This window comes from Streptomyces sp. NPDC005438, assembly GCF_040606315.1.
In the GTDB taxonomy this organism is placed as follows: Bacteria; Actinomycetota; Actinomycetes; order Streptomycetales; family Streptomycetaceae; genus Streptomyces.
This window is the reverse complement of record NZ_JBEXEP010000004.1, coordinates 99,817-124,487: the sequence shown is the minus strand read 5'-3', so window position 1 is coordinate 124,487 and position 24,671 is coordinate 99,817. Positions and strand designations below refer to the sequence as shown.

Genomic DNA, 24,671 nt, shown 5'->3' with positions numbered 1-24,671 from the left:
ACCCGCCCGGAAAACCTGACGGAACCTGTCAGGTTTGGGCCGCAGAGTGGTGCCCGTCGACGACGGCCGTCGACAGGGAACGAGCAGGAGTGTGTCCGGCCATGGAGAACAACCTCGACCCCCGGGTGATGGTGGAACGAGCCGGCGGTCAGTTCGCCGCGCTGTTGGAGTCGGTACGTCAGGACCAGTGGGACCTGCCGACCCCCTGTGCCCGGTGGACCGTTCGGGATCTGGCGGCCCACGTGGTGGGCTCCACCCACCACTACGCGGCACTGGTGGACGGCGGGGAGTCCTCCGCCCCCGAGGGCACCCCCTCCCCGGGGCCGGAGGACTACCAGCGGGCCAGGCGCCGTCTGGCCTCGGCGTACTCCGACGACGCCCGACTGTCCCAGTCGGTGACCCTGGTCTGGGGCACCATGCCGGGGCGGGCCGCCCTCGGCGGGCTCACCATGGACGCGGTCACCCACTCCTGGGACCTGGCCCGGGCCCTCGGCGACGGGGGCCAACTCGACCCGGAGCTGGGGGAGTTCGCCTTGGGCGTGGCTCGTACGGTCTCCGCCGAACGGGGTGAGGGGGTGCCCTTCGACGAGCCGCGACCGGTCGCGGAGGACGCCGAGGTCACCACTCGGCTCGCCGCCTGGCTGGGCCGCGACCCCGAGTGGACGGCCCCCGCCCGCTGACCCCGGCCGCGTGGTGCGCCCCACGTGGGTGGCCGGCCCCCTCGGGGTGCCGGCCGCCGCCTCCGGTGGGGCGCGACGGTGGGAGAGGAGATGCCGAAAGCTTTCTCTTTCTACGAGCGGAGAAAGTAGATTGGGGGAGATGGCTGAGCGAACCGACACCCGGACCCGACTCCTCGACGCCTCGGTGAGGCTGATCGCGCGCGAGGGGCTCCAGGCGTTGTCCCACCGTTCGGTGGAGCGCGAGGCCGGTACCACCCACGGCTCGACCAGCTACTACTTCCGCACCCGGGACGCCCTGCTGGAACAGGTGGTCGCCTATCTCGCGGAACGCGACAACCAGTCGATCAGCGAGCTGACCCGGGACCCGTACTTCCGGGAACCGCGCGGGCCCAGCGAGATCGCCACCGTCTTCGCCCAGGCGACGGAACGCTTTCTGGACGACTCCCGGGAAACCACCCTGGCCCGCTTCGAGTTGTGTCTCTACGCGGCCCGCAAGCCGGAGTTGCAGGAGCGGTTGACCTCCTGGCGGGGTTTCCTGGTCAGCCACCTCCAGCGGGTGCTGCACTCCCTGGACCTCCCCCATCCCGAGAGTGGGGCCCGGATGTTCGCGGCGATGCTGGACGGCATCCTTTTCACCGCGATCTGCGTGCCGGAGATGATGTCGCACGAGGAGATCGAGAAGCAGCTCAACGCCGTGCTCACGGCCTGCGCCTACGCCGGGTCCGAGTGGGACGGGGACGTGGACCCGCTGGCCGGCAATCCCTTCGGCTGAGCGCACGGGCCGTCACCTGCCCTTTCCTAGCGGCGACTTGGGGAGTTCTTTGTCCTCCGGCGGGTTTGCCGAGGGGGCGCGGGTTCGCCCGGCGGACGGTTCTCCCCGTTCCGCACCGGACCGCCTGGTGAGCGGTGTCCGAAAGACTTTCCCCTTCTTTCCCCTCACGTTGAGAAGTCTTGCGCTCCCTTGTGTAATCGTTTACAACTTGGAAAGCGCGTGACCGCGACGCGTGCGCCGTCGGCGCCCTTCCGGCGTATCCGGCGGGCTCCCCGGGCCCTTCTCCCAAAGCGCCCGGGAAAAGGGGGAACGCACACTTCCCGGCCTGGCGACCACTGAGGGGAACAGTGAGCGACCGACACCGTGTCGTGGACGTTCCGGTGCCCCCGCGACCGCCACCGCGCCTCCCCCGGGTGGCCCGGGAGTCCCCCGCACCCCACCAGCCCCCGTCACCAGCCCCGTCGCGTCACGGCACCGCGACCGGTCCGGGCACCCCGGCCCCCGCCGACCGGGGCGGCCCCCCGGCCATCCGGTGCCCCGGGACCGTACCGGCCGGTGACCGTCAACCATCAGCTACCGCTCAGGAGCCCCGAGGATGAACAGTCCACTCGCACCCCCCGACAGCGGGGGCATAGCGCGTCCCCCGGGAGCGGGGGCGCACCTTCGGCAACGGTTCCCTGACGGCCGGCCACGCCCGTACGACGGCGGCCGGCCGGGCCCGGGTGGGGAGGGTGACCTCGTATGACCACCATGAGCCTGCTGGAGGTGGCGTCCTACGTACCGCCGCGACAGCTGGACACCGCGCACTTCCTCCGCGCCCAGCAGCCGGAGGAGGAGGCCCGGGACCACCGGATGTTCCGGCCTCCCCGGTACCGCCGCCACGTGGCCCGCGAGGAGAGCGCGGCCGACATGGCCGAGCGCGCCTCCCACGCCCTGGCGGAGAGGATCGGCTGGGACCAACTCCGTTCGGTGGACGCGGTGTTGACCAACGTCCACCTCCCCGACCTGCCCTTCACCGGCTGTGGCGCGGAGCTGGCCCACCGGCTGGGCGCCCGCCCGGACTGGGTGCTGGACTCGCACAACGGCGGCTGCGCCTCACTCGTCCACCTGCTGGGGCTGGCCCAGGCGCTGATCGACTCCGGGCAGATCCGGGACGCCCTGCTGTGCAACGTGCAGAACACCGCCGGGACGGTGATGGGTCAGCCGGAGGTGATGAAGCTGCCCGAGGCCGCGATCCCCGGGGACGGGGTCGGGGTCAGCTACGTGGCGGCCAGCGGCGCCTCCCCGGTGCTGGGGGTGGAGACCCGCTACCACGGGGAGTTCGCGGCCGACGCCGGACTGCGCCTGGACGACGGGCGCAAGTACTGGGAGCCGGGCACCAGCCAGATGCACCTGGACTTCAGCCCGGACAAGGTCACCGAGATCATCAGGCGCGGCAGCCGGTTGGTGCCGGAGGCGGTACAGGCCCTGGTCGACCGGCTGGGCCTGAAGCTCTCCGAGGTGGACCTGCTGATCACCAACCAGCCCAACCGGTTCTTCCTCCAGCACTGGTCCCGTCAGCTCGAACTGGGGCCGGACCGCCACCTGGAGACCTTCGACCTGTACGGGAACCTGATGGGCGCCGCGATGACCATCAACCTCGAACACGGGCTGGAGCAGGGGCGGGTGTCGGACGGCGACCTGCTGATGTTCGGCGGCTTCGCGCACGCCGGGGACTTCTCCGGTGCCGCCGCCGTCCGCTGGCGGGCCGGCTGACCGCACGTACCACGGCTCGGCGCTCCCGGCTCCCCCACGGTGGCGGAGCCGGGAGCGCCCGCGCGGGTCACTCGTCGCCGCTGACCGTCATCGACCGCAGCCTCCGGCCGGCGAACCAGGTGGCGCCGACCGTGACCACGACCAGCAGCACCATCGAAGTGCCGTAGGAGACGTCGGAGTTGACGCCCGCACCGGGGGCGGCGACCTTCTCGGCCAGGGCGGTCGCCCACTGCTGCACGCTCAGCGTCCGGGCGCCCGGCACCAGGTTGCCGACCAGGGCCTCCCACAGCAGGGCGTAGACCAGGCTGAACACCACGGCGTGGCGGCTGATGGTGCCGATCATCAGGAACAGCGCCCCGTAGGCCAGGGCGGCGACGGCCGAACCGACCGCGTACGCCACGGCGATGGACTGTCCGTTGCCGTTGAGGAGGAAACCGGACAGCAGCATCGGCAGGGCGCTGAAACAGATCGCCACACCCACCGCGACCACCAGCTTGGTGGTGATGATGGACGACCTCCGCAACGGCTTGGACAGCAGGTACACCACCGAACCGTCGTCGATCTCCGGGCCGATGGCGCCCGTGCCGGCGATCACCCCGACCAGCGGCACCATGGTCGCCATGCCGAAGCCGCCCAGTACGTAGACGGCCACGTCGTCGTCGGCGTCCACCATGAGCCGTACCACGACCGACAGCAGGAGCAGCAGGGCGGGCAGCGCGAAGAGGATCAGCGCCCGACGGCGGCCCAGCAGGGCGCGCAGGGTCAGCCGGGCGACCGTGGGATGGAAGAGGGCACCCTCGGGAGGAGGGGTGCTCGGGGCCCCGGGTGCCTTCCCGGGGGCTTGGGTTGCGGGCATCGCTCAGGCTTCCTGATCGTTGGGGCGCGGCCTCAGGCCGCGACGAGGTACGAGAAGACGGATTCCAGCGACTCGTCCGAGGGGGAGACCTTCAGCAGTCGGATCCCGTGTTCCCTGGCCAGGCGGGGGAGCAGGGTGGTGAAGCGGTCGAAGTCGGTGGCCTGCACCTTCAGTACGCCCTCCGCCGTGTCGAACTCCACGGCGTTGGTGGAGGGGTCGGCGATCAGCGCGGAGGCCAGGGCGCGGTCGTCGCTGGAGTGGATGGCGTAGTGGTGGGGCCGGTCGGTCATCAGCCGGCGGATCTGGCGGAAGTCCCCGGAGGCGGCGTGACGTCCGGCCACGATCACCTCGATATGGGAGGCGAGTTGCTCGACCTCCTCCAGGATGTGGGAGGAGAACAGCACGGTGCGGCCCTGTTCGCCCATGCGCCGCAGCAGCTCCATCAGGTGCATCCGCTGCCGGGGGTCCATGCCGTTGAACGGCTCGTCCAGCAGCAGTACCGAGGGGTCGTGCACCAGGGCGGAGGCCATCTTGACCCGCTGCCGCATCCCCTTGCTGTAGGTGGAGATCTTGCGGTCGGCGGCCTGGGTCATCTCCACGGTCTCCAGGGCGCGGGCCGCCGCTCCCCTGGCGTCGGCCAGCCCGTGCAGTTCCGCGTTGGCGCGTACGAACTCCCCGCCGGTGAGGAAGTCGTACATCGCCTCCTGCTCGGGCACCAGGCCGATCTCGCGGTAGATGCCCTCGTTGCGCCAGATCCGCTGGCCGTCCAGGGACACCGTGCCGGTCGAGGGGGCGAGGAAGCCGGCCATCATGTTGATCAGGGTGGACTTGCCGGCGCCGTTGGGGCCCAGCAGCCCGGTGATGCCCGGACCGATGTCCATGGTGACGTCGTTGACGGCCACCAGGGTCCCGAACCAGCGGGAGGTGTGGTCGATCTGAAGGGTGCTCACAGTCCGGCCTTTCGGTAGCGCAGCATCAGCAGGCCGTAGCAGCCGGCCATCAACAACAGGGACACCAGCGCGTACGTCATCCCCATGGCCGCGCTGGGGTTGGGGCCGAGCCAACTGGCCTCGAAGCCCAGCAGACCCGACTTGACGCCCTCCACCAAGGAGGAGGGCGAGCCCAGGGCCAGCCAGCTGATCAGCCCCTTGTCACCCTGCTCCCAGGCGATGGCCTGGAGCGCGGCGACCACCCCACTGGAGATGAGGAACAGGGCGATCACCCCGGCCACCCCGAAGCCACGGCGTGGGGTGAGGGCGGCGACCAGCAGGGCGAGGCCCGAGTACAGCAGGGACATCAGCGCGACCAGCACCAGGGAACGGCCGAACTCCTCGGTCTGGTCGACGAATCCGAGCTTGGCCAGCAGGGCGCCGGCGTACAGGATCACCTGGGGCAGCGCGGTCAGCAGGAACACGGCGCTGCTGAGCGCCGCGTACTTGGCCAGTACGTAGTCGCGCCGGCTCATCGGGCGGGAGAAGTACAGCGGCATGGTGCGGAACCTCAGGTCCCGCGACACCGCCTGGGGTGCCTGGGCCGCCACGAAGAGGGTGATCACCGGCTCCAGGTTCGTGGGGTAGGCCCCGTACTCCAGAGGCAGGCTGTCGGCCTTGGTGAAGATCGCCACGGCCACCACGATGGCGGCCGGTACGCAGATGATGCCCAGCAGCAGCATGGGCAGGACCTTGGACTTGCCGGCCCGGCCCAGTCCGAAGGCGCCACGCAGCGAGTGGGTGTACAGGGAGCGGCGGGCGTAGTCGGTGCCCTTGCGCTCACCGTCGTAGTGGCGGTAGCCGATGTCGTGGATGGAGGCGGAGGCCCCCTGGGTGGGGGTTGCCTGTGGGCTGCTCATGGTTTCCTCACCGCCGCGGGGGCTTGCTGTGCTGGGGAGTCGGGGTCTGCCGTCGGGGGCGGGGCGGCGGCCTCGGGGCGGTCGCGGAAGATCTCCGCGATGCCGTGCCGCCCCTCCTCCATGCGCACCAGGCCCAGGCCGAGTTCGGCCACCACGTCCCGCACCGTGTCGTGTACGGACTCCTCGGCGACCTCCACGTTCAGCAGCCGGCCGTCGGCCTTCACGTTCAGCCCGGCCTCGGCGAGTGCCCGCTGGGCCACGCTGGTGCCGTCGGGGTGCCGGTCGTCGTCGGTGACCTCGACGACCAGGGCCGAGGTGCCGGTGGTGAAGGACCGGGTGGTCGAGGAGCGCAGCAGCTTGCCCCCGTCGATGACCACCACGTGGTCGCTGGTGCGTTCCAGTTCGCCCAGCAGGTGCGAGGTGACCAGCACCGAGATGCCGAAGTCGCTGTGCACCCGGCGGATCAGGCCCAGCATCTCGTCCCGGCCGGCGGGGTCGAGGCCGTTGGTGGGCTCGTCGAGGAACACCAGCTGGGGGTCGTGGACCAGCGCCTGGGCCATCTTGACCCGTTGCTTCATGCCGGTGGAGTAGCCGCCCATGGGGCGGTAGCGGGCCTCGTAGAGGCCGACGTGGCGGAGGGTGTCGGCGGTGCGTTCCCGGGCGGCGGACATCGGCAGGCCCGACATCCGCGCCATGTGCACCACGAACTCGGTGGCGGACACGTCGGGTGGCAGACAGTCGTGCTCGGGCATGTAGCCCACGCGTCCCCGGATGGCCTCGCCCTGGGTGGCCACGTCCAGTCCGAGGACCGTGCCGGAGCCCTCGGTGGCCGGTGCCAGGCCCAGGAGGATCTTGATCAGGGTCGACTTGCCCGCACCGTTGGCACCCACCAGTCCGGTCACGCCGGGGCCGATGTCGACGGTGAGCCGGTCGAGCGCGGCGACACCGGGGTACCGCTTGCTGAGGTTTTCGGTCGCGATCACAGTCACGTTGACGACGCTAGCGGTGCCACGGGGGCCGGCGCGTCCGACTTCCGTCCTCGAAGCGGGCTCTCCGGTGCTACCGAAGTCGTAGCGGCGCCCTAAGGGGGCTCGTGGGGAACCGGGGGTCGTGATGGGGGTCGCTGTGGGGGTCCGCGTGGACGAACGGGCGGAAAGGGGTGGGAACGGTGGACGTTCGTGGGGCGCGGACTTCGCGGGGGTACGGGTGCGGTACGGGTGCGGCCTCCTGACCTGGGGCCACGTGTGCTTACCGGCGGTATCCACAGGCTGGGGGCACGCCTTGACGGGCCCAGGCGCTGTTGTCACAGTCGTTGCTGTCACCGTCAACCATGGGACCGTGGGACCACGGCATTCCGCGTACACCCCGGCTGACGGTCACGGGACCGGGAGGCGAAGGACGTCCCCCGTGAAGGCGAGGGGGCGTGGAATGGGCCGACCACTGGGGCGGGAGCGCTGGGTGCGCTCCGGCGAGGTGGACCTCCTGGTGGAGGAGTACGGCGCCGACGGTGCCACCGAGGAGGGTGAGGGTTCCCGGCCCACCGTGGTCCTGGTGCACGGGTATCCCGACGACCGTGGGCTCTGGTCCGCCGTGGTCGGACCCCTCAGCCGGCACTGCCACGTGGTGACCTACGACGTCCGGGGATGCGGGCGCTCCACTCCGCCCAGCCCCCTGCGCGGCGGCTTCACCCTGGAGCGGCTCACCGACGACTTCCTGGCCGTGGCCGACGCCGTGAGCCCCCACCGACCGGTCCACCTGGTGGGCCACGACTGGGGTTCGGTGCAGGGGTGGGAGTTCGCCACCGTGGCCCGCACCCGGGGCCGGATCGCCAGCTTCACCTCCATATCCGGGCCCTCCCTGGACCACCTCGCCCACTGGACGCGGGACCGCCGCACCGCGCACGATCCCCGACGGCTGGCCCAACTCCTGGGCCAGAGCGGCCGGTCGTGGTACGTCCACGCCCTGCGTACCCCCCGGCTGCCGGAGCTGTTCTGGCGGAGCCCACTGGGCCGGGAGACCCTCCGGCTGGTCGGACGACGGGACGGCACGCGGCCCGACGAGGACGTGCCCCGCCCCGAGGACCGGCAGCACAACGCCGCCGTCGGCGTCTGGCTCTACCGCGACAACGTGGCCGCGCGGTACCGCGACCCCCGCCCCGACGCCCACGCCCACGTGCCGGTGCAGCTCGTCGTCCCCACCCGCGACCCCTATCTGGGCCCCCACCTCTACGACGACCTCGACCGCTGGGCGCCCCGGCTGCTCCGCCGCACCGTGGCCTGCGGCCACTGGGTCCCCCGCCAGCGGCCCGACCAACTCACCCGGTGGATACGGCAGTTCACCCGGGCCCACCACCCCCGCCCGCCCCGCGACCAGTCCGCCGACCCGCTCCCACCCCCGGCGTCAGCAGCCCCCGAGGGGGGCGCGCCGGACCCCGACGCCCTGCCCACCGACCAGGGGCGGGCCACCCAGCGGTTCGCCGGCCAACTGGTGCTGGTCACCGGTGCGGCGCACGGCATCGGCGCGGCCACCGCGCTGGCCTTCGCCCGTTCCCGGGCCCGGGTGGTGGTCGTCGACCTGGACGGTGCCGGGGCCGAGCGCACCGCCCGGGAGGCCAGGGCCCTCGGCGCCGAGGCGTACGCCGAGCGGGTCGACGTGGGGGACGAGGAGGCCATGGAGCGCCTCGCCGAGCGGGTCGCCGACCGACACGGGGTCGTCGACGTCCTGGTCAACAACGCCGGCCTGGGCATGGCAGGCCCCCTGCTGGAGACCACCGTCGAGGACTGGCGGCGCCTGCTGGACACCAACCTGTGGGGCGTCATCCACGGCAGCACCGTGTTCGGCCGGCAGATGGTCCGTCGGGGTCAGGGCGGGCACATCGTCAACATCGCCTCCGCCGCCGCGTACCTCCCCACCCGTGCCCTGCCGGCGTACTCCACCTCCAAGGCGGCGGTGCTGATGTTCAGCCAGTGCCTGGGCGCCGAACTGGCCGGGCGGGACATCGGGGTTTCCGTGCTCTGTCCCGGCATCGTCGACAGCGGCATCACCCAGCGCGCCCGCTTCGTCGGCACCACCCCGAGTGAGGAGGCCGAACACCGGCGGCGGACCACCCGCGCCTACGCCCGCCGTGCCTATCCACCCCGGAGGGTGGCCCACGCCGTGCTCCGCGCCGTACTCGACGGCCGGCCCATGGTGCCCGTCACCCCCGAGGCCAGGGTGGCGTGGTGGCTGTCCCGCCTCTCCCCCGGCGCCCTGCGGGCCCTGGCACGGATCAGCCCCTGACCCCGCCCACCCCGCCCGGACCCCGACCGCCTCGCCCGGACCCCGAACCCCAGCCCCCGTCAGCACCCCAACAGAGCCCCCGACACCAGCGGGGAGGATCCCGTTTCCACCCACGTCCTCCCCCAGCGCCCCCACCCACCGAGTACACGCCGTACGGGAGACCCCCAGGCGGCCCAGCTCCCCCGAGCACAAGGGAGACCGATGCCAGCCCACGAGTACCGGATCGAGGACCTGGCCCAGCACAGCGGCACCACGGTCCGCACCATAAGGGCGTACCAGGACCGGGGACTGCTCCCCACCCCCGAGCGCAGGGGACGGTCCAACGTCTACGACGACACCCACCTGTCCCGACTGCGGCAGATAGCCGACCTCCTGGACCGGGGGTACACCCTCGCCAGCATCAGGGAGCTGTTGGACGCCTGGGACTCCGGCAAGGGCCTGGCCGGAGTGCTGGGCCTGGTGGGGGCCGGGGGCACCCGCCACCTGGAGGACGACCGGGTGCACCGGGACGACCTCCGCGAACTGTTCGGCGGGGAACGCAGTGACGAGGCGGCACTGGAGGCGATCGAGCTGGGCGTGCTCGTTCCGGTGCCGGACGAGCCGGACCAGTTCCTGGTCCCCAGCCCCCAGGAACTGGTGGTCGCGGCCGAACTCCACCGGGTGGGGGTCCCGTTGCTCGCCCTCACCGGCCACCTCAGGGAACTGCGCAGCCAGGTGGAGCACATCGCCGCCCGCTTCCTGGACTTCAGCACCGAACACGCCGCCGTCCGCCAGGTGGGCTCGCCCTCGGAGTCGGAGATAGCCGAGGCCGCCTCCCTGGTACGCCGGCTGCGCCCACTGGCCCAGCAGACCGTCGACGCCGAACTGGCCCGCGCGATGCGGTTGTTGGCCAGCGACCACCTGGCCGGCCAGAGCCGCACCAGGGAACAGCTGCTGTCCCGGATGAGCCCCCGAGGCGTGGAGGCAATCGGGGAGCGACCCGGCGAGGGCGCCCCCGCCCGGGAGCCGGAGCGGTTCCCGGAAGCCGTACCCGAGGGGCGGCAGGGGGTGCCGCTGCCGGACCAACTGGTGCGGAAGGTGGAGGAGTTGGTGGGCGAGGAGCACCTGGTGGACTTCGTGGTCGCGGCCACCACCCGCGAGCTGGCCGCCCGCACCATGGACCAGCTGGCCAAGGCGGGCCGGCGCCGTGAGCGGTGACCCCCGTACGGGGTCCGCACCCCCGAGTCCGGTGGCTCCGTGCCCACCGGTGTGGTTGACCCCCGCGTGGGCCCGGACCGCCCGGACCGCCCGGGAGGTCGGCGGAAAACCGGGGGCGTAGCCCGGGGCGGGCGGACATCATGAGCGGTATGCGACCGCGACAGGCGACCCGACTCTCCAAGTACCTCTCACTCCACCTGCGTCACGCCCCCGACCAGATCGGCATCACCCTGGACGCCCAGGGCTGGACCTCGGTCGAGACCCTGATCGCGCAGGCCGCCGCCCACGGATTCCCGTTCACCCGCGAGGAGTTGGCGCGGGTGGTCGCCGACAGCGACAAGCGCCGCTTCACCCTGGACGGCGACCGCATCCGGGCCAACCAGGGGCACACCGTGCCGGTGGACCTGGGCCTGGAGTTCCTCGCCCCGCCCGAGAGGCTCTACCACGGCACCGTTGACCGCTTCCTGCCCGCGATACGGACCGAGGGGCTGCGCCCCATGAAGCGGCACGCGGTCCACCTGTCCGCCGACCCCGAGACCGCCACCCGGGTCGGTGCCCGTCGGGGCGAGCCGGTGGTGCTGACCGTACGGGCCGGGGTGCTGCACCGGGCCGGGCACCGGTTCCAACGCAGCGCCAACGGGGTGTGGTTGACCGACTCGGTGCCGCCGGAGGCCCTGGAGCCGCTCGAACCGGGTCCCGCGCCGACCGCTGGGGGCGCGGCGGGGGACCGGTCCGGCTCCTGACCGCTCAGCCCAGCTGGGCCGGCGCCTCCACGGCGATCCGGTCGAACAGTTCCTGGTCCATGGCGAAGCGGCTGTCGGGGATGGGGGCGTGCAGCACCAGTTCGGTGAAGCCCAGGTCGCGGTGGCGGCCGGCGAAGTCCACGAAGTGGTCCACCGAAGTCGGCGGCCCGTCGGGGGTGAACCCCCAGAGCATCACCCGGTCCAGTGCGGCCGGGTCGCGCCCCAGCTCACGGCAGGTCTCCTCCAGGCGCTGGCTCTGGTTCCGCAGCGCCGCCAGGGACTCCTCGGGGGTGCCGTCCTGGGACACCTTGGGGTCGCCGGTGGTCACCCAGGCCTGCCCGTAGCGCGCGGCCAGCCGCATCCCCCGGGGTCCGGTGGCCGCCACCGCGAACGGCAACCGGGGCCGCTGCACACAGCCGGGGATGTTGCGGGCGCCGTTCGCCACGTAGTAGCGCCCCTCCTCGGTCACCGCGTCCTCGGTCAACAGCCGGTCCAGCAGGGGCACGAACTCCCCGAGGCGGTCCGCCCGTTCCCTGGCGGACCAGGGCTCCTCGCCCTCGCGTAGCAGGGTGGTGGCGTCGAAGCCGGTACCGCCCGCCCCGACGCCCAGGGTGATCCGCCCACCGGAGACGTCGTCCAGGCTGATGAGTTCCTTGGCCAGGGTCACCGGGTGCCGGAAGTTGGGCGAGGTCACCATGGTGCCCAGGCGGATGCGCTCGGTGGCGCAGGCGGCGGCGGTGAGGGTGGGCAGGGCACCGAACCAGGTGCGGTCGCGGAACGGTTCCCGCCAGGACAGGTGGTCGTAGGTGTACGCGGCGTGGAAGCCCAACTCCTCGGCGTGGGTCCACTGTTGCCGTCCACCCTCGGCCCAGCGGCGTACGGGGAGGATCACTGTGCTCAGACGCATGGGTCGACCCTATGCGCCCACCCCGCCCGACCTCCGCTCCGTGGAGCGGGACACGGGCAGCCCGGGGTGCCGTGGGTCGTCGTGGGTCGCCGTGGGTCGCCGTACGGGGCCGGGGTCCGGCCGGTCCCGGGAGCGGGGTGCCGGTGACCCCGTGCCCGGGCGGCGGTTGGTCGGGGACCGGTGGGTGGTCCCTGGGCGTCGAGGGGTGGCCGACCGGGGCGCCCGCTCCGTTCCCCGACGGCGTCCGGGTCCGCTCGTGGTGCCGGCCCGGGTCACTCCCGGGGCACCACGGTGGTCACCACCCGGTCCACCAGGGCGTCCAGGTCGGTGTCCGCGAGTACCTCGGGGAGGGTGAAGTGCTCCAACAGCAGCCCGGTCATGGCGAGGTAGAGCACCCGTACGGTGTCGGCGTCGCCGGGGAGCCGATGGTCCAGGTGGAAGCGGATGTTCTCCTCCAGCACCTGGTGGACGGCCCGGTTGAGTTCGGCGCGCAGGGCGGGCCGGCGGGTGGCCTCCAGCCGTAGTTCCAGCATGGCCAGGTAGCCGGTGCGTTCCTCGGTCATCCGCCGTACCAGCCAGCGCATCAGGTCGGCGACCAGCGCGCGGGTGGGGGCGGGGGCCAGGTGGTGGTCGACCTGCTCCGGGCTGGGGGTCATCCGCACCTGGATACGGCCCCCGGCCTGGGTGAACAACTGGTCCCGGTTGGCGAAGTAGTTGGAGGTGGTGCCGGTGGGCACCCCCGCCTGCCGGTCCACGGCGCGGAAGGTCAGCCCTCGCGCCCCCTCGCGGGCCAGTACCTCGATGGCCGCGTCGACCAGCGCGGTCCTCCGGGCGGGGTTGCTCACCATCTGGCTCGTGCCTCCTCGTCGTACCTCAACCGCCGGGTGTGGCGGGGGAGTCGGGGTGGACAGGGTGCTGCCTGCCGGGCCCGCCACGGAGAAGCCGCCCCGGGGAAACCACTACGGAGAACACCGCGCGGAAATCGCGTTGCCCAACCACTACACCTGAAGCACTATAGGCGAAGTGGTTTCCTTCCCGGCGCCACCTCACCCGCACTTCCCGTGGAGGCCCCTTGCGCAAGCTCACCTACTTCATCGCCGTTTCCATCGACGGTTTCATCGGTGACCCCGAGGGGCGGGCGGCCTTCTTCACCGAGTACGTCGACCAGGAGTTCCTGGACTTCCTGGTCGAGGAGTACCCGGAGACCCTGCCCAGCCAGGGCAGGCGCGCCCTGGAGCTGGACCACCTGGAGAACCGGCGGTTCGACACCGTGATCCAGGGCCGGGCCAGCTACGACCTGGCCCTGGAGGAGGGGGTGCCCAGCCCCTACGCCCACCTGCGTCAGTACGTCGCCTCCCGCACCCTCACCTCCCCCGACCCCGCCGTGGAGATCGTCTCCGGGGACCTGGTGGAGCGGGTACGGGAGTGGAAGGCGGAGCCGGGGCGGGACATCTACCTCTGTGGCGGTTCCCGGCTGGCCGGCGAACTCCTGGACGAGGTCGACCAGTTGGTGATCAAGACCTATCCCGAGGTGCTGGGGTCCGGGATGCCGATGTTCGCCGCCCCCTTCGCGCGCACCCCGTTCACGCTCCGCTCCACCCGGACCTTCGGCAACGACGTACTGGTGCGCATCTACGACCGCCTACGGTGACCCGGCCGCACGGCGGGGAGCCACCGCCCCGGTGCCGTTTCACGTGAAACCCGGCCACCGGGCCCGTGACCTCGGCGGCCCGGCCGGCTCCTGCCGCCCGGGCTGACGTGGACCGTGCCACCGCCCGGGCCCTCAGGTGGGCGCGGCCCGCCCCAGCCGCCGGACCATCAGCCGCTCCGGGCCCTCGCCCTCCGGCGAGGGCCGCTCCCACTCCCCGGCCGGTACGAAGCCGTGCCGTCGATAGAGGGCCACCGCCGCCGAGTTGTCCGGCAGCACCGCGAGGCGGAGCAGCTCCAGCCCGGAGCGCTCGGCCCACTCCCGTACCGCCTCCACCAGCTGGTCGGCGACGCCCAGGCCCCGCACCTCGGGGCTCACCCACAGCGACCGCAGCTCGCCCACCCCGGCCTCGGTGCCCCGTACGCCCCGGACCATGCCCACCGCGCGGTCCCCCTGGAGGGCGGCCACGTTGTAGGTGCCGGGGGTCTCCAGGCGCTCCCGCCACTGTTCCTCGCCGCCCTCGTCCCAGTCCGCCAACCGTGCGACGAAGGACTCGGGGGAGTCGGTGAGCGCGGCCAGTCGAAGATCCCGCCACAGCGGCCAGGAATCTCCCGATATCACCCGCAGGCTCACCATGTCCCCGAGTCTGCCGCCTCACCCGCCCCCGGGTCACGACCCCGAAGGTCCCGAGACGCCCGGAATCCGGCGCCCTCGCGGTCACCTCAGGCGATGCCCCCGGTGGCGTGCAGGTTCTGTCCGGTGAGCCAGCGGCCGTCGTCGCTGGCCAGGAAGCCCACCACGTCCGCCACGTCGGAGGGCTGGCCCAGCCGCCGCAGGGGGGTGGCCGCCACCGCCATGTCGAGGTTCTCCGGGGAGTTGGTGGACCTCAGCAACTCGGTGTCCGTGGCCCCCGGCGACACCACGTTCACCGTGATCCCCCGGGGGCCCAGCTCCTGCGCGGCCACCAGGCTCAACTGCTCCACGGCCCCCTTGCTGGCCGCGTACGGGGCGTTGCCCGGAGCCGGCCGTACGGTGTTGAGGGTCGAGATGTTGATGATCCGGCCGCCGTCCGGCATGTGGCGGGCGGCGTACCGCATGGTGACGAAGGTGGAGCGGGTGTTCACGGTGAGCGCCCGGTCGAAGTCCTCCTCGGAGATCTCCGCCAGTGGCGCCACCCCGAAGGACAGGGCCGCGTTGTTGACCAGGATGTCCAGCCGGCCCAGCGACTCCTGGGCCCGTTCCATCAGTCGTTCCGCCGCCCCGGTCTCGGCCAGGTCCAGGCGCAGGCACTCGGCGGTGCCGCCCCGGCCCCGTACGGCGGCGACCACCTCCTCGGCGGCCCGCTGGTGGCGGGCGTAGTTGAAGACCACGTGGGCGCCGTCCCTCGCCAGCCGCTCCACGATGGCCCGGCCGATCCCCCGCGAACCGCCGGTGACCACGGCCGCCCTGTCCGCCAGCGCGCTCATCCCGCCACCTCCCAGTGCCTCGCCAACAGGTGCGCCCGGTGCGACCAGCGCCCCACGGAAACCCCGCTGGGTCCCACCCCAGAAAAACCCCCTGGCCCCGTGCCCGCACCCGGACCTAGGCTGAGCCCATGGAACAGGCACAGCTGTACCTCTGAGCGGACCCGGGTCCGGCTCCCCGCCATGCGCGCCTCCAGGGCGCCCGGCGGGCCCGCCGTCGTACCCCCGTCCACCGGGCGTTCACCGACCGCCGCCCCGGGCCACGGCCCAGGGCCCAACGGGTGACCCCGGACCACGGAGCAGTTCACCGACGTGAGGACACCGTCGGTTCCCGTCCTGACTCAGAGGAAGGCGCCCCATGGTGCGCGAACCAGCCAGTGCTGCCCACATCGCCATGTTCACCGTCCCGGCCGCCGGGCACATCCACCCCAGCCTGGAGATCATCCGGGAGCTGGTGGCCCGGGGACACCGGGTCAGCTACACCGTCACCGACGACTTCGTGGACGCCGTACGGTCCGTCGGCGCCGAACCGGTCCGCTACGAGACCACCTTCCCCCGACGCGGGGAGGACCGGGAGTACCCGACCGACGACATCGAGGCCGTCACCCTGTTCCTCGACGAGGCGATCCACGTGGCGCCCCAACTGACCGCCCACTACCAGCACGACCGCCCCGACCTGGTGCTCTACGACATCGGCGGCTACGTGGGGCTCGCCCTGTCCCGCTGGTGGGAGCTGCCCGCCGTACAGATCTCGCCCACCTACGTGGCCTGGGACGGCATCGAGGAACACCTGGCCGGAATCCTGGAACGCCGCCGTACGGAACCCGCGGGCATCCGCTACTACCAGCGGTTCCGCGCCTGGCTCGCGCAGTACGGCGTCGAGGAGGACCCGGACGACTTCACGGGCCGCCCCCGGCGCTCGGTGGCCACCATCGCCCCCGCGCTCCAACCCTTCGTGGAGAAGGTCGACACCGAGGTCTACACCCACGTCGGCCCCTGCCTCGACGTCCGCCCCCACCAGGGCGGTTGGAGCCGGCCCCCGGAGGCCGAACACCTGCTGGTGATCTCCCTGGGCTCCGGCTACAACAACGAACCCGCCTTCTATCGCCGGTGCCTGGAGGCCTTCGGCGCCTGGGAGGGGTGGCACGTGGTCCTCAACACCGGGGCCGTCGACCACGCCGAACTGGGCGAGATCCCGGACAACTTCGCCCTCCACTCCTGGATCCCGCAGTTGGCCATGCTGCGCCAGGCGGACGCGTTCGTCACCCACGCCGGGATGGGCGGCACCATGGAGGCCATGTCCTGCGGGGTACCGATGGTCGCCGTACCCCAGGCCGTCGACCAGTTCGACAACGCCGCCGCCATCGAACGCCTCGGGATCGGCCGCCACCTGCCCAAGGAGAAGGCCGACCCCCGGGCCCTGCGCGAGGCGGTACGGGCGGTGGTCGACGACACCGAGGTCGCCGCCCGGTGCCGACAGCACCGCGAGGAACTGCGGCGGGCCGGCGGCACCACCAGAGCGGTGGAGATCATCGAGGGGTACCTGCCCGTGAGGTCCTGACCGCCCACCCGGGGTCTTCCCGTACCAGCCCGGTACGGGAAGACCCCGGGCCCCAACGCCCCGCGCCCCGTCGTCCAGGAGTAGCCGTCCGTGCCCACCTCCCCCGCCCTTGAGGCGGTCCTCCCCCTGCTGCGCTGCCCTTCCTGCGGCGCCGAACTGGCCCCCGCCACCGGTTCCCTCCGCTGCCCTGGGCGCCACACCTTCGACCTGGCGCGCCAGGGCTACGTCAGCCTGCTGACCGGGACCCGGGCGACCAGCGGGGACGACCCCGCGATGGTCCGGGCCCGGCGCGAGTTCCTGGCCGCAGGGGGGTACGCCCCGATCCGTGAGGCGGTGGCCGAACTGGCCGCCGAGGGGACGCCGGCCGGGGCCACCGTGCTGGACGTCGGCTGCGGCACCGGGTACCACCTGGCCGGTGTGCTGGACGCCCTCCCCGGGGCCCGGGGCCTGGGCCTGGACACCTCCGGCCACGCCCTGCGCGCCGCCGCCCGCGCCCACCCCCGGGCAGCCGCCGCCTCCTGGGACGTCTTCCGACCGTTCCCGCTGGTCGACGGGCGGGTGGACCTGGTGCTGGACGTGTTCGCTCCGCGCAACCCCGGGGAGTTCCACCGGGTGGCGCGGCCCGGGGGACGGCTGCTGGTGGTGCGTCCCTCCGAGGGGCACCTGGCCGAGCTGCGGCGACGCCTCCCCGGGATGGTGGCGGTCGACCCGGACAAGGAGCGCCGCCTCCACCGGGCGCTGGACCCGTACTTCGCGGCCGAGGGCACCCGACGGGTGGAGTACCCGGTGTCCCTGACCGCCGAGGAGGCCGTCGACCTGGTGCTGATGACCCCGAGCGCCCGCCACCTGAGCGCCGAGGACCTGCGACCCGAGGGGGAGCGACTGCCCGAGCGGGTCACGGTGTCGGTGCTGGCCACCGCCTACCGGGCGCGGTAGGTCCCGGTGACCCGGGGTGGGCGCCGGCGGTTGTGTCCCCGGTACGCCCCCGGTGTGCGCGCCGTCGCCCGGGGCGTGCCTCCGCGTCGCACGATCGGGCGGTTCCGCGAAGGCGTGGTTTCCTCGCCGGTCGCTTTCCGCTAAGTTCCCGCGTACCGCCGCAGAACCGGTCACCACCCCCGGGTGGTGAGGGGAGCCGGGCGACTCAGCGACAAGCGACGTCGAAGCGGGGTTGAGGAATGCGAAAGCGCACCTACGGGGTGTTGGTGGCCGGCGTACTGGTGGGGTCGGTGCTGACCGCCCCGTACGCGACGGGGAACGAGAGGTCGCGGGCGGTCGAGGAGGCGGTGCCCAACCAGGACCCGGGCTTCCTCCAGGTGTACGAGGCCAACGTGGAGAACCTCCCGACCAGTTCGGAGAACTGTCCGGGTGACTGGCACGACCTGATGTACTACATGCGGCTCCAGCAGTACCGCCCGGACATCTACCTGGTCCAACAGCTCAGCGGACAGAAGCAGTTGGACCTGCTGCTGACCCGCATGGAAGAACACTTCGGGGAGAAGTACGAGGGCGTGGTGGCCGAGGCGAACCCCAAGCCGGGCGGCGGGGTGTGCGGCTCGGACAAGACGTACCAGACCAACGCGGTCATCTGGCGCGCCGACCGACTGGACCTGAAGCTCTCCCAGTCACCGGAGAACCGCTGGCAGGCCCAGCACGCGCCGGACCCGGACCGGCCGGACCACTGTGTGAACGGCACCAGCTCCCGCACCAAGGGGGTCAAGGCGCTGCTCCACGACAGGGTGGGGAACAAGGACGTCACGGCGGCCTCCTTCCACTGGCCGACGCAGAAGTCCGGTGGCGGCACCGGCCCGTGCGCCACCTCCAACGCCGGCGAACTGAGCAACGAGCTGACCGAGGACGGCTACGGGGTCGCCGACCTGTACGTGGCCGGGGGTGACACCAACCGGGCGGCCTCCAGCACCAACGGGGGCAGCGACTGGACCACCTGGTACAAGAACAGCAACGGCGACCTGGGCGGAGCCCACGGGTTCCGGGACGCCGCCTACGCCGGGTGCGAGGGCGACGCCGCGTGCCTGGGGGAGAAGTGGACCTTCGACGGCGCGCGCCGGATCGACTTCCTGCTGGCCCGGAACGGGGACAGCGAACCGGCGACCACCACACACCACGTGGTGCCGACCTTCGACGAGGGCGACCAGGCCGACCTGACGCTGACCGGCAGCGACAACGAGGACCTGGACTACTCCGACCACCGTGCCAACGGGGCCCGGGTGCACTACTGAGTCCCACGCCCGCGCCGTGACCGGTCCGGGTCCCGTCTCCCGCCGCGTCGTCGGGTGGTCGGCGGGACCCGGCTCACCGGGGGTGCAGGCTCGGGGTGAGGTGCAGCAGTACCCGGTTGCCGTGGCCGGGCGCGGGCGCGTGGGCCCGGGCGTCCTCGGGGTCGGCGAAGCGGGCCGGGGGGCCGAGGGTGTGGCCGGCGAGCACCCGCTCCCGGGCGTCCCAGGTCACGATGAGCTGGAAACGGCGGTAGTTGGCCCGCAGGTGCAGGTCACCGCGCGGCTGGTCCACCCGGCGGGTGCGCCAGCCCCAGCCCCCCAACTCCCGCTCGGCGCGGTCGAAGGCCGCCGTCGCCTCCGGGTCGTGGGGCAGCGGCACCGACCAGAAGTGGACCAGCCGGTAGGAGCCGGGAACCCCGTCGGGGTCGCCCTGGAGGTGCAGGTAGTTGTGGAGCCGGCCCTGCCCCGGGGGCTGCCGCCGCTGCGGCGCCAGGTCGGGGCCGAGGTCCAGGACGCGGTAGACGGCCTGGCCGGGGCTGGCCAGTTGGCCCGTGCGCAGGGGCACCGGCACCCGGGGGCGCCGGGTGAGGCGGGAGCTCACGGCGTGGGTGCGCTGGGCCATGACCAGGGTGAGGTGGAACAGCCGCGCGGCGAGGGCGGTCGCCAGGTCGTCGGCGGGGTGTGCGGGGCGCGGGGTCATGGGCTGAGGGTCCGCCATCCGGGCCCGGCCGACATCCGTACGGGTACTCAGGACGTACCTGGGTGGGGGTACTCATCTCCCGGCGCGGCGTGGGGAGTTGGCTCCCCGGCCCGACCCGGCCCGGCCCGGCGCGCTCCGGCCCTGGTCGGGGCCGCTCAGATGGGGGCGCTGCGACCCTCACGGATCTCCCGGCGTACGCCGAGGAAGCCGAGGACCCCGCCGAAGAAGCCGCCCACGCCCATGCCCACCAGGGAGGGCAGCGAGGTGTCGCCCATCAGGAGGTTGACGACCACCACGATCCAGCCGACGATCCCGGCCGTGAGCAGCGCGGTGGTCTTCCCGGTCAGGTAGGTGCGGCGGCGGGGGGTGGCCGGCAGTTCGTCCAGCTCGGCGGCGGGTCCGGTGGTGGCGGCCAGGGGGCGCTTGAAGTACATCATCTGGCTCCAGGTGCCGCAGGGCTCCCAGCCCTCCGGTGCCAGTTCGGCGGCCCGCGCGTCCCGCTGCCGGCGGGTCACGAACTCGCGGCGGTACTCCCAGCGTTGGGCGCTGTCGGGGTCCCGGTGGCTGACGAAGCGGCCCAGCCGGTCCACGCGCTGGATCTCCCATCCCTGGTCGCCGAAGCGGTTGAGCAGGGTGCGGTCGACGTAGATGTCGGCGGACCAGCGCCACTCCTGGGCGTCCTCCTCGGGGGCGTCCGGGGCGTCCTCGGTGGCCAGCCGCTCGGCGAACTCCTCCACCGGACCGAACTCCTCGGACGGGTCGGCCTGGGCCTCGTCGCAGAAGGTCCGCAGGTCCAGGATCAGCTGGTCGATCCGCTCCTCGGGCACCTCCAACCGCCGCATCCGCTCGGCCAGTTGGGGGAAGTAGCCGGTACCGGTCATGAGTCGGCTCCTTGTCTGGTCGCTCCGGTCAGGGTGTCGGCGACGGCACGGTGGAAACCGAGCCACGCCTCCCGCTGTTCGCTCAGAGCCCGCTCGCCCTCGGGAGTGAGCTGGTAGTAGCGCCGGCCGGGACCGCGTTCGGCGGCCCGGTACTCGGCGCGGACCAGTCCGGCCTCCTCCATGCGGTTCAGCACCGGATAGAGGGTGCCGCCCCGGATCTTTCCGAGTCCGGCCTCTTCCAGGTGTCTGGCGATCTCGTATCCGTAGCTCTCGCCTTCCACCAGGCAGGACAGGACCAGCAGGTCCAGCACTCCCTTGAGCCAGCTCGCGCGGCGGTCTCTTGCCATACCTAGATGACACCACAGGCTAGGTAGGAATACAACCTAGGTGGCGATGCTCGCTATGGAGCGGACGGGGCCCCGGACAGAGCGGTGCCCGGGGAGAGGCCGCACTCCCCGGGCACCACGACCGCGTCAACCACGGCAACGGTCACGTCAACAACCGCGTCAACCTGCTGGATCCAACCGTCAGTTCACCTCCGTTCCGGTCGGCAGCGGGGGCTCGGTGGCGATGCGTTCCATCTCGTCCTCGGTCAGCAGCCGGGAACGGATCAGGAACCGCACGCCCTCGGGCGCCTCCAGGGAGAACCCGCCACCCCGACCGTTGACCACGTCCACGGTCAGGTGGGTGTGGGACCAGTACGCGTACTGGTCCGAGCTCATCCAGAACGGCACGTTCTCGGCCACCCGGCCCAGCAGCACGTCCGAGCCGCCCACCCGGAACTCCCCCAGCGGGTAGCACATCGGGGAGGAGCCGTCGCAGCAGCCGCCGGACTGGTGGAACATCACCGGTCCGTGCCGCTTCTCCAGCCGCTCCACCATCTCCTGTGCGGCCGGCGTCAGTTCGACCCTGGGAGTACGGTCACCGGAGTGCTGTGCCATCAGAAGAACCCGAGCTTCTTGGCGCTGTAGCTGACCAGCAGGTTCTTGGTCTGCTGGTAGTGGTCCAGCATCATCCGGTGGTTCTCCCGGCCGATGCCGGACTTCTTGTAGCCGCCGAAGGCGGCGTGCGCCGGGTAGGCGTGGTAGCAGTTGGTCCACACCCGGCCCGCCTTGATGGCCCGGCCCATCCGGTAGGCCGCGTTGCCGTCCCTGGTCCACACCCCGGCGCCCAGGCCGTACAGGGTGTCGTTGGCGATCTTCAGCGCCTCGTCCTCGGAGTCGAAGGTGGTCACCGAGACCACCGGGCCGAAGATCTCCTCCTGGAAGATCCGCATGTCGTTGGAGCCCCGGAAGATGGTGGGCTCCACGTAGTACCCGCCCTCGTAACCGGGCACGGTGCGGGCGCTGCCGCCGATCAGCAGCTCGGCGCCCTCCTGCCGGCCGATGTCGATGTACGACATGATCTTCTCGAACTGGTCGTTGCTGGCCTGCGCCCCGATCATGGTGGCCGGGTCCAGCGGGTCGCCGACCGTGATCGCCTTGGTGCGCTCCAGACAGCGGCCCATGAACTGGTCGTAGATCGAGGAGTGGATCAGCGCCCGGGAGGGACAGGTGCACACCTCGCCCTGGTTCAGGGCGAACATCACGAAGCCCTCGACGGCCTTGTCCAGGTAGTCGTCGTCGGACGCGGTCACGTCCGGCATGAAGATGTTGGGGCTCTTGCCCCCCAGCTCCAGGGTGACCGGGATGATGTTCTCGCTCGCGTACTGCATGATCAGCCGGCCGGTGGTGGTCTCACCGGTGAACGCCACCTTGGCCACCCGGGGGCTGGAGGCCAGCGCCCGGCCCGCCTCGGCGCCGTAGCCGTTGACCACGTTCACCACTCCCGGCGGCAGCACGTCCGCCAGCAGCTCCATCAGCAGCAGGAGGCTGGCCGGGGTCTGCTCCGCCGGCTTGATCACCACGCAGTTGCCGGCCGCCAGCGCGGGGGCCAGCTTCCAGGTGGCCATCAGCAGGGGGAAGTTCCAGGGGATGATCTGCCCCACCACGCCCAGCGGCTCCTGGAAGTGGTACGCGATGGTGTCGGGGTCGATCTCCGAGATGCTGCCCTCCTGGGCGCGCACCACCCCGGCGAAGTAGCGGAAGTGGTCGACCGCCAGCGGAAGGTCGGCGGCCAGGGTCTCCCGTACCGGCTTGCCGTTCTCCCAGGTCTCGGCGACCGCGAGCTTCTCCAGGTTCTCCTCGATACGGTCGGCGATCCTGTTCAGCAGGATGGCCCGCTCGGTGGTCGTCGTACGGTTCCACTTCTCGGCCGCGGCGTGCGCCGCTTCCAGGGCCATGTTCACGTCGTCGCCGGTGGAGCGGGGCACCTCACAGAAGGTACGGCCGGTGATCGGCGACGGGTTCTCGAAGTACTCCTCACCCACCGGGGCGACCCACTCGCCACCGATGAAGTTGTCATAGCGGGAGGAGTAGTTGACGATGCTGCCTTCGGTTCCTGGCTGCGCGTACACCATCGTTGCGCTCCTTGCGGGACGTGCGGGGCGTCACGGACCACGGACGCGGCCGTGTGAGATGCCCCACTCTCCCCCGCCGGGGTTGGCGAAAGGTTGGCGCCACACCGGGCGGGCCCGACGGCCCCCCGCCCCCGTTCAGTCCCGCGCGGCGGCGCTCAGCCGCCCCCGTACCAGGGCACGCCGGGGGTCGGCCGGACCCAGGGACCGCAAGGCGTACTGGTGCACCTCCAGGTCCCACGGCGCCCGCGCCCCGTAGCGCAGCGCGTGCTCGGGGTCACCGCTGGAGAGCACCGCGTCCCGCACCGCCACCTCCAGCTGCTCCCGCCAACGCAGCACCCCCGGCGCCTCGGACCGGGGCAGCAGCGGGCCGCGGTAGTGGCGCAGCGCGGCGTCCAGGTCGCCCCGCTCCAGGGCACGCAGCACCTCCACCGCGTCACAGGTGACCGGGACCGTCAGCCGGTACGTGCGGTGGGTGACCCCGCCACCCAGGGCCTGCCGTAGATGGGACACCTCCGCCTTGAAGGTGGAGGCCGACACCCGCCGGTGGCCGTACACCTCCTCCCGTAGCCGCTCGGCGCCGAGCCCCTCGGGCTCCAGGGCCAGCAGCGTGAGGATCTCCAACTGGCGCGGTCGCAGCCGGGTGAGCACCCCGTCGCACAGCAACTCGCCCTCGCCCAGGGCGAGGAGGCGCAGCGAACGGGGCGGGGCCGGGGAGGAGAGCCGGTCCGGCCCGGAGGGCGTGGCCCGCAGCCCGGCCTCGATGGTGGTCACCAGGCTGCGCACGGTGGACATCGCCAGCGGGTGGGAGCGGTCCCAGGTGGTGGACAGGTCGAGTACGCCCAGCACCCGGCCGTCCGGGGCGTGGATCGGGGCGCAGTAGCAGACCCAGCCGTGCAGGGCGGCGACCAGGTGCTCGGCGGAGAACACGAAGTGGGGCCGGCCGGTACGCAGGGCCAGCGACAGGGCGTTGGTGCCCATGGCCGGCTCGTCCCACCGGCCGCCCGGGCAGAAGTTGACGCGTTCCGCCCGGCGCCGCATCACCCGGCCCCCTCGGGTCCACAGGATGGTGCCGGACTCGTCGGTCACGGCCGCCACATAGCCGGCGTCGTCGGCGATGCTGTGCAGCTCGTCGCTGAGGGCGTCCACCGGTTCGCGCAGCGGGGAGCGTGCCCACCGGGGGCTGACCTCGCCGGACACCGGGGCGCTGTCCCGGCCGGGGTCGACGGTGGGCAGCGAGCGGGCCCAGGAGTCGGTGACCTCCGGCCGCAGGGCGTCCCCGCGTCGGGGTACCGGCTGCGCGGCGCTCAGCACCGGCACCAGCCGGGACCACTCGTGCTCCAACTGGTGCCTGCGCCGGCTCAGTTCGCTCGGCGCTTCGCTCGTCGCTCGGGGTGTTGCTGCCATGACCTGCCCACCCTCGTCCCTGGGGCGCGGGGTCGTCGTCGACCTCGCGGGATGGCTCGCTACGGCGTACCGGGGCGTCCCTCCCGGGACCGTCACGATCCGGGTGGAGGCGTCCCACGGCTGTTGTCCTACGGCTCCTGGGGAGGACCGCGCCACGGCGGACCGCCCGCCTCCCATGCTACGGAGCGGGCGGCCGGAACGTGAGGGTTCGCGCCCACGGGCTCCACTTGCCGGAACGGCATGAAACGTTGCCGCCCCATCGGGGGGTGCCGCACGGTGACCGT

General features: G+C 72.3%; 24 protein-coding genes. 10 read left to right on the top strand and 14 right to left on the bottom strand.

Going from position 1 to position 24,671, the window contains the following annotated elements; translation table 11 throughout:
- Positions 1-101: 101 nt before the first annotated feature.
- The 3 genes from ABZT14_RS10845 (at position 102) to ABZT14_RS10835 (ending at position 3,207) form a co-directional block, all read left to right on the top strand.
- Positions 102-680: a TIGR03086 family metal-binding protein gene (locus ABZT14_RS10845; protein ID WP_356299521.1), complete on the top strand. Its 579-nt coding sequence runs from the start codon at positions 102-104 to the stop codon at positions 678-680.
- 139 nt (positions 681-819) lie between these two features.
- On the top strand, positions 820-1,452 hold the full coding sequence (locus ABZT14_RS10840; RefSeq protein WP_356299519.1) for a TetR family transcriptional regulator: 633 nt from the start codon (positions 820-822) through the stop codon (positions 1,450-1,452).
- Positions 1,453-2,193: 741 nt separating this feature from the next.
- On the top strand, positions 2,194-3,207 hold the full coding sequence (locus ABZT14_RS10835; protein WP_356299517.1) for a 3-oxoacyl-[acyl-carrier-protein] synthase III C-terminal domain-containing protein: 1,014 nt from the start codon (positions 2,194-2,196) through the stop codon (positions 3,205-3,207).
- A gap of 67 nt (positions 3,208-3,274) precedes the next feature.
- Here ABZT14_RS10835 and ABZT14_RS10830 read toward each other — a convergent pair whose 3' ends face one another.
- From ABZT14_RS10830 to ABZT14_RS10815, 4 genes are read right to left on the bottom strand one after another with little or no spacing between them, the layout of a single operon-like run.
- Positions 3,275-4,063, bottom strand: a complete 789-nt coding sequence (locus ABZT14_RS10830) for an ABC transporter permease (protein ID WP_356299516.1) — start codon at positions 4,061-4,063, stop codon at positions 3,275-3,277.
- 32 nt (positions 4,064-4,095) lie between these two features.
- Positions 4,096-5,013, bottom strand: coding sequence for an ABC transporter ATP-binding protein (locus ABZT14_RS10825; protein WP_356299514.1), 918 nt, complete (start codon positions 5,011-5,013; stop codon positions 4,096-4,098).
- On the bottom strand, positions 5,010-5,912 hold the full coding sequence (locus ABZT14_RS10820; RefSeq protein ID WP_356299512.1) for an ABC transporter permease subunit: 903 nt from the start codon (positions 5,910-5,912) through the stop codon (positions 5,010-5,012). The genes ABZT14_RS10825 and ABZT14_RS10820 overlap by 4 nt, the downstream gene beginning before the upstream one ends.
- Positions 5,909-6,895, bottom strand: coding sequence for an ABC transporter ATP-binding protein (locus ABZT14_RS10815; protein WP_356300144.1), 987 nt, complete (start codon positions 6,893-6,895; stop codon positions 5,909-5,911). Before ABZT14_RS10815 ends, ABZT14_RS10820 begins: the two co-directional genes overlap by 4 nt.
- Positions 6,896-7,340: 445 nt before the next feature.
- On the opposite strand from ABZT14_RS10815, the gene ABZT14_RS10810 reads away from it, so the two are divergent.
- The 3 genes from ABZT14_RS10810 (at position 7,341) to ABZT14_RS10800 (ending at position 11,131) form a co-directional block, all read left to right on the top strand.
- Positions 7,341-9,191: an SDR family oxidoreductase gene (locus tag ABZT14_RS10810; RefSeq protein WP_356299511.1), complete on the top strand. Its 1,851-nt coding sequence runs from the start codon at positions 7,341-7,343 to the stop codon at positions 9,189-9,191.
- Positions 9,192-9,392: 201 nt separating this feature from the next.
- Entirely contained in the window at positions 9,393-10,388 is a 996-nt protein-coding gene (locus tag ABZT14_RS10805; protein WP_356299510.1) for a MerR family transcriptional regulator, read from the top strand.
- 149 nt (positions 10,389-10,537) lie between these two features.
- Positions 10,538-11,131 (top strand): RNA 2'-phosphotransferase, encoded by a 594-nt coding sequence (locus ABZT14_RS10800; protein ID WP_356299508.1) that lies wholly within the window; start codon positions 10,538-10,540, stop codon positions 11,129-11,131.
- Between the two features lie 4 nt (positions 11,132-11,135).
- On the opposite strand, the gene ABZT14_RS10795 is transcribed toward ABZT14_RS10800, so the two are convergent.
- Together ABZT14_RS10795 and ABZT14_RS10790 are read right to left on the bottom strand one after the other, a co-directional pair.
- On the bottom strand, positions 11,136-12,038 hold the full coding sequence (locus ABZT14_RS10795) for an LLM class flavin-dependent oxidoreductase (RefSeq protein ID WP_356299506.1): 903 nt from the start codon (positions 12,036-12,038) through the stop codon (positions 11,136-11,138).
- A gap of 272 nt (positions 12,039-12,310) precedes the next feature.
- Positions 12,311-12,886: a TetR family transcriptional regulator gene (locus tag ABZT14_RS10790; protein WP_356299505.1), complete on the bottom strand. Its 576-nt coding sequence runs from the start codon at positions 12,884-12,886 to the stop codon at positions 12,311-12,313.
- A gap of 224 nt (positions 12,887-13,110) precedes the next feature.
- Between ABZT14_RS10790 and ABZT14_RS10785 the strand changes: the two genes are divergently transcribed.
- On the top strand, positions 13,111-13,689 hold the full coding sequence (locus tag ABZT14_RS10785; RefSeq protein ID WP_356299504.1) for a dihydrofolate reductase family protein: 579 nt from the start codon (positions 13,111-13,113) through the stop codon (positions 13,687-13,689).
- A gap of 132 nt (positions 13,690-13,821) precedes the next feature.
- Here the strand turns inward: ABZT14_RS10785 and ABZT14_RS10780 are convergent, their stop codons facing one another.
- Both ABZT14_RS10780 and ABZT14_RS10775 read right to left on the bottom strand, forming a co-directional pair.
- On the bottom strand, positions 13,822-14,322 hold the full coding sequence (locus tag ABZT14_RS10780; protein WP_356299503.1) for a GNAT family N-acetyltransferase: 501 nt from the start codon (positions 14,320-14,322) through the stop codon (positions 13,822-13,824).
- 86 nt (positions 14,323-14,408) lie between these two features.
- On the bottom strand, positions 14,409-15,152 hold the full coding sequence (locus tag ABZT14_RS10775) for a glucose 1-dehydrogenase (protein WP_356299502.1): 744 nt from the start codon (positions 15,150-15,152) through the stop codon (positions 14,409-14,411).
- 355 nt (positions 15,153-15,507) lie between these two features.
- On the opposite strand from ABZT14_RS10775, the gene ABZT14_RS10770 reads away from it, so the two are divergent.
- From ABZT14_RS10770 to ABZT14_RS10760, 3 genes are all read left to right on the top strand, one after another.
- Complete coding sequence (locus ABZT14_RS10770; RefSeq protein WP_356299500.1) at positions 15,508-16,710, top strand: macrolide family glycosyltransferase; 1,203 nt, start codon at positions 15,508-15,510, stop codon at positions 16,708-16,710.
- Positions 16,711-16,800: 90 nt separating this feature from the next.
- Positions 16,801-17,646, top strand: a complete 846-nt coding sequence (locus ABZT14_RS10765; protein WP_356299499.1) for a putative RNA methyltransferase — start codon at positions 16,801-16,803, stop codon at positions 17,644-17,646.
- Between the two features lie 239 nt (positions 17,647-17,885).
- Positions 17,886-18,947, top strand: a complete 1,062-nt coding sequence (locus ABZT14_RS10760; RefSeq protein WP_356299498.1) for a hypothetical protein — start codon at positions 17,886-17,888, stop codon at positions 18,945-18,947.
- A 73-nt stretch (positions 18,948-19,020) separates the two neighbouring features.
- Here the strand turns inward: ABZT14_RS10760 and ABZT14_RS10755 are convergent, their stop codons facing one another.
- The 6 genes from ABZT14_RS10755 to ABZT14_RS10730 all read right to left on the bottom strand — a co-directional run bounded on the left by ABZT14_RS10755 (position 19,021) and on the right by ABZT14_RS10730 (position 24,387).
- Positions 19,021-19,644, bottom strand: a complete 624-nt coding sequence (locus tag ABZT14_RS10755; protein ID WP_356299496.1) for a hypothetical protein — start codon at positions 19,642-19,644, stop codon at positions 19,021-19,023.
- A 155-nt stretch (positions 19,645-19,799) separates the two neighbouring features.
- Positions 19,800-20,525, bottom strand: a complete 726-nt coding sequence (locus ABZT14_RS10750; RefSeq protein WP_356299494.1) for a hypothetical protein — start codon at positions 20,523-20,525, stop codon at positions 19,800-19,802.
- On the bottom strand, positions 20,522-20,872 hold the full coding sequence (locus ABZT14_RS10745) for a PadR family transcriptional regulator (protein WP_356299492.1): 351 nt from the start codon (positions 20,870-20,872) through the stop codon (positions 20,522-20,524). The genes ABZT14_RS10750 and ABZT14_RS10745 overlap by 4 nt, the downstream gene beginning before the upstream one ends.
- Positions 20,873-21,052: 180 nt before the next feature.
- Complete coding sequence (locus tag ABZT14_RS10740) at positions 21,053-21,466, bottom strand: DUF779 domain-containing protein (protein WP_356299490.1); 414 nt, start codon at positions 21,464-21,466, stop codon at positions 21,053-21,055.
- A complete protein-coding gene (locus tag ABZT14_RS10735) occupies positions 21,466-22,983 on the bottom strand; it encodes an aldehyde dehydrogenase family protein (RefSeq protein ID WP_356299489.1) in 1,518 nt (505 codons plus the stop codon). Before ABZT14_RS10735 ends, ABZT14_RS10740 begins: the two co-directional genes overlap by 1 nt.
- A gap of 135 nt (positions 22,984-23,118) precedes the next feature.
- Positions 23,119-24,387, bottom strand: a complete 1,269-nt coding sequence (locus ABZT14_RS10730) for a GAF domain-containing protein (RefSeq protein WP_356299487.1) — start codon at positions 24,385-24,387, stop codon at positions 23,119-23,121.
- Positions 24,388-24,671: the final 284 nt, after the last annotated feature.

Bases quoted from the DNA above. Each gene is read 5' to 3' on its own strand.
- ABZT14_RS10760 (WP_356299498.1), top strand. From the start codon at position 17,886: ATGCGAAAGCGCACCTACGGGGTGTTGGTGGCCGGCGTACTGGTGGGG.
- ABZT14_RS10795 (WP_356299506.1), bottom strand. From the start codon at position 12,038: ATGCGTCTGAGCACAGTGATCCTCCCCGTACGCCGCTGGGCCGAGGGT.
- ABZT14_RS10740 (WP_356299490.1), bottom strand. From the start codon at position 21,466: ATGGCACAGCACTCCGGTGACCGTACTCCCAGGGTCGAACTGACGCCG.
- ABZT14_RS10840 (WP_356299519.1), top strand. From the start codon at position 820: ATGGCTGAGCGAACCGACACCCGGACCCGACTCCTCGACGCCTCGGTG.
- ABZT14_RS10845 (WP_356299521.1), top strand. From the start codon at position 102: ATGGAGAACAACCTCGACCCCCGGGTGATGGTGGAACGAGCCGGCGGT.
- ABZT14_RS10830 (WP_356299516.1), bottom strand. From the start codon at position 4,063: ATGCCCGCAACCCAAGCCCCCGGGAAGGCACCCGGGGCCCCGAGCACC.
- ABZT14_RS10810 (WP_356299511.1), top strand. From the start codon at position 7,341: ATGGGCCGACCACTGGGGCGGGAGCGCTGGGTGCGCTCCGGCGAGGTG.
- ABZT14_RS10730 (WP_356299487.1), bottom strand. From the start codon at position 24,387: ATGGCAGCAACACCCCGAGCGACGAGCGAAGCGCCGAGCGAACTGAGC.
- ABZT14_RS10835 (WP_356299517.1), top strand. From the start codon at position 2,194: ATGACCACCATGAGCCTGCTGGAGGTGGCGTCCTACGTACCGCCGCGA.
- ABZT14_RS10735 (WP_356299489.1), bottom strand. From the start codon at position 22,983: ATGGTGTACGCGCAGCCAGGAACCGAAGGCAGCATCGTCAACTACTCC.
- ABZT14_RS10755 (WP_356299496.1), bottom strand. From the start codon at position 19,644: ATGACCCCGCGCCCCGCACACCCCGCCGACGACCTGGCGACCGCCCTC.
- ABZT14_RS10790 (WP_356299505.1), bottom strand. From the start codon at position 12,886: ATGGTGAGCAACCCCGCCCGGAGGACCGCGCTGGTCGACGCGGCCATC.
- ABZT14_RS10775 (WP_356299502.1), bottom strand. From the start codon at position 15,152: ATGAGCGCGCTGGCGGACAGGGCGGCCGTGGTCACCGGCGGTTCGCGG.
- ABZT14_RS10770 (WP_356299500.1), top strand. From the start codon at position 15,508: ATGGTGCGCGAACCAGCCAGTGCTGCCCACATCGCCATGTTCACCGTC.
- ABZT14_RS10745 (WP_356299492.1), bottom strand. From the start codon at position 20,872: ATGGCAAGAGACCGCCGCGCGAGCTGGCTCAAGGGAGTGCTGGACCTG.
- ABZT14_RS10750 (WP_356299494.1), bottom strand. From the start codon at position 20,525: ATGACCGGTACCGGCTACTTCCCCCAACTGGCCGAGCGGATGCGGCGG.
- ABZT14_RS10800 (WP_356299508.1), top strand. From the start codon at position 10,538: ATGCGACCGCGACAGGCGACCCGACTCTCCAAGTACCTCTCACTCCAC.
- ABZT14_RS10805 (WP_356299510.1), top strand. From the start codon at position 9,393: ATGCCAGCCCACGAGTACCGGATCGAGGACCTGGCCCAGCACAGCGGC.
- ABZT14_RS10780 (WP_356299503.1), bottom strand. From the start codon at position 14,322: ATGGTGAGCCTGCGGGTGATATCGGGAGATTCCTGGCCGCTGTGGCGG.
- ABZT14_RS10820 (WP_356299512.1), bottom strand. From the start codon at position 5,912: ATGAGCAGCCCACAGGCAACCCCCACCCAGGGGGCCTCCGCCTCCATC.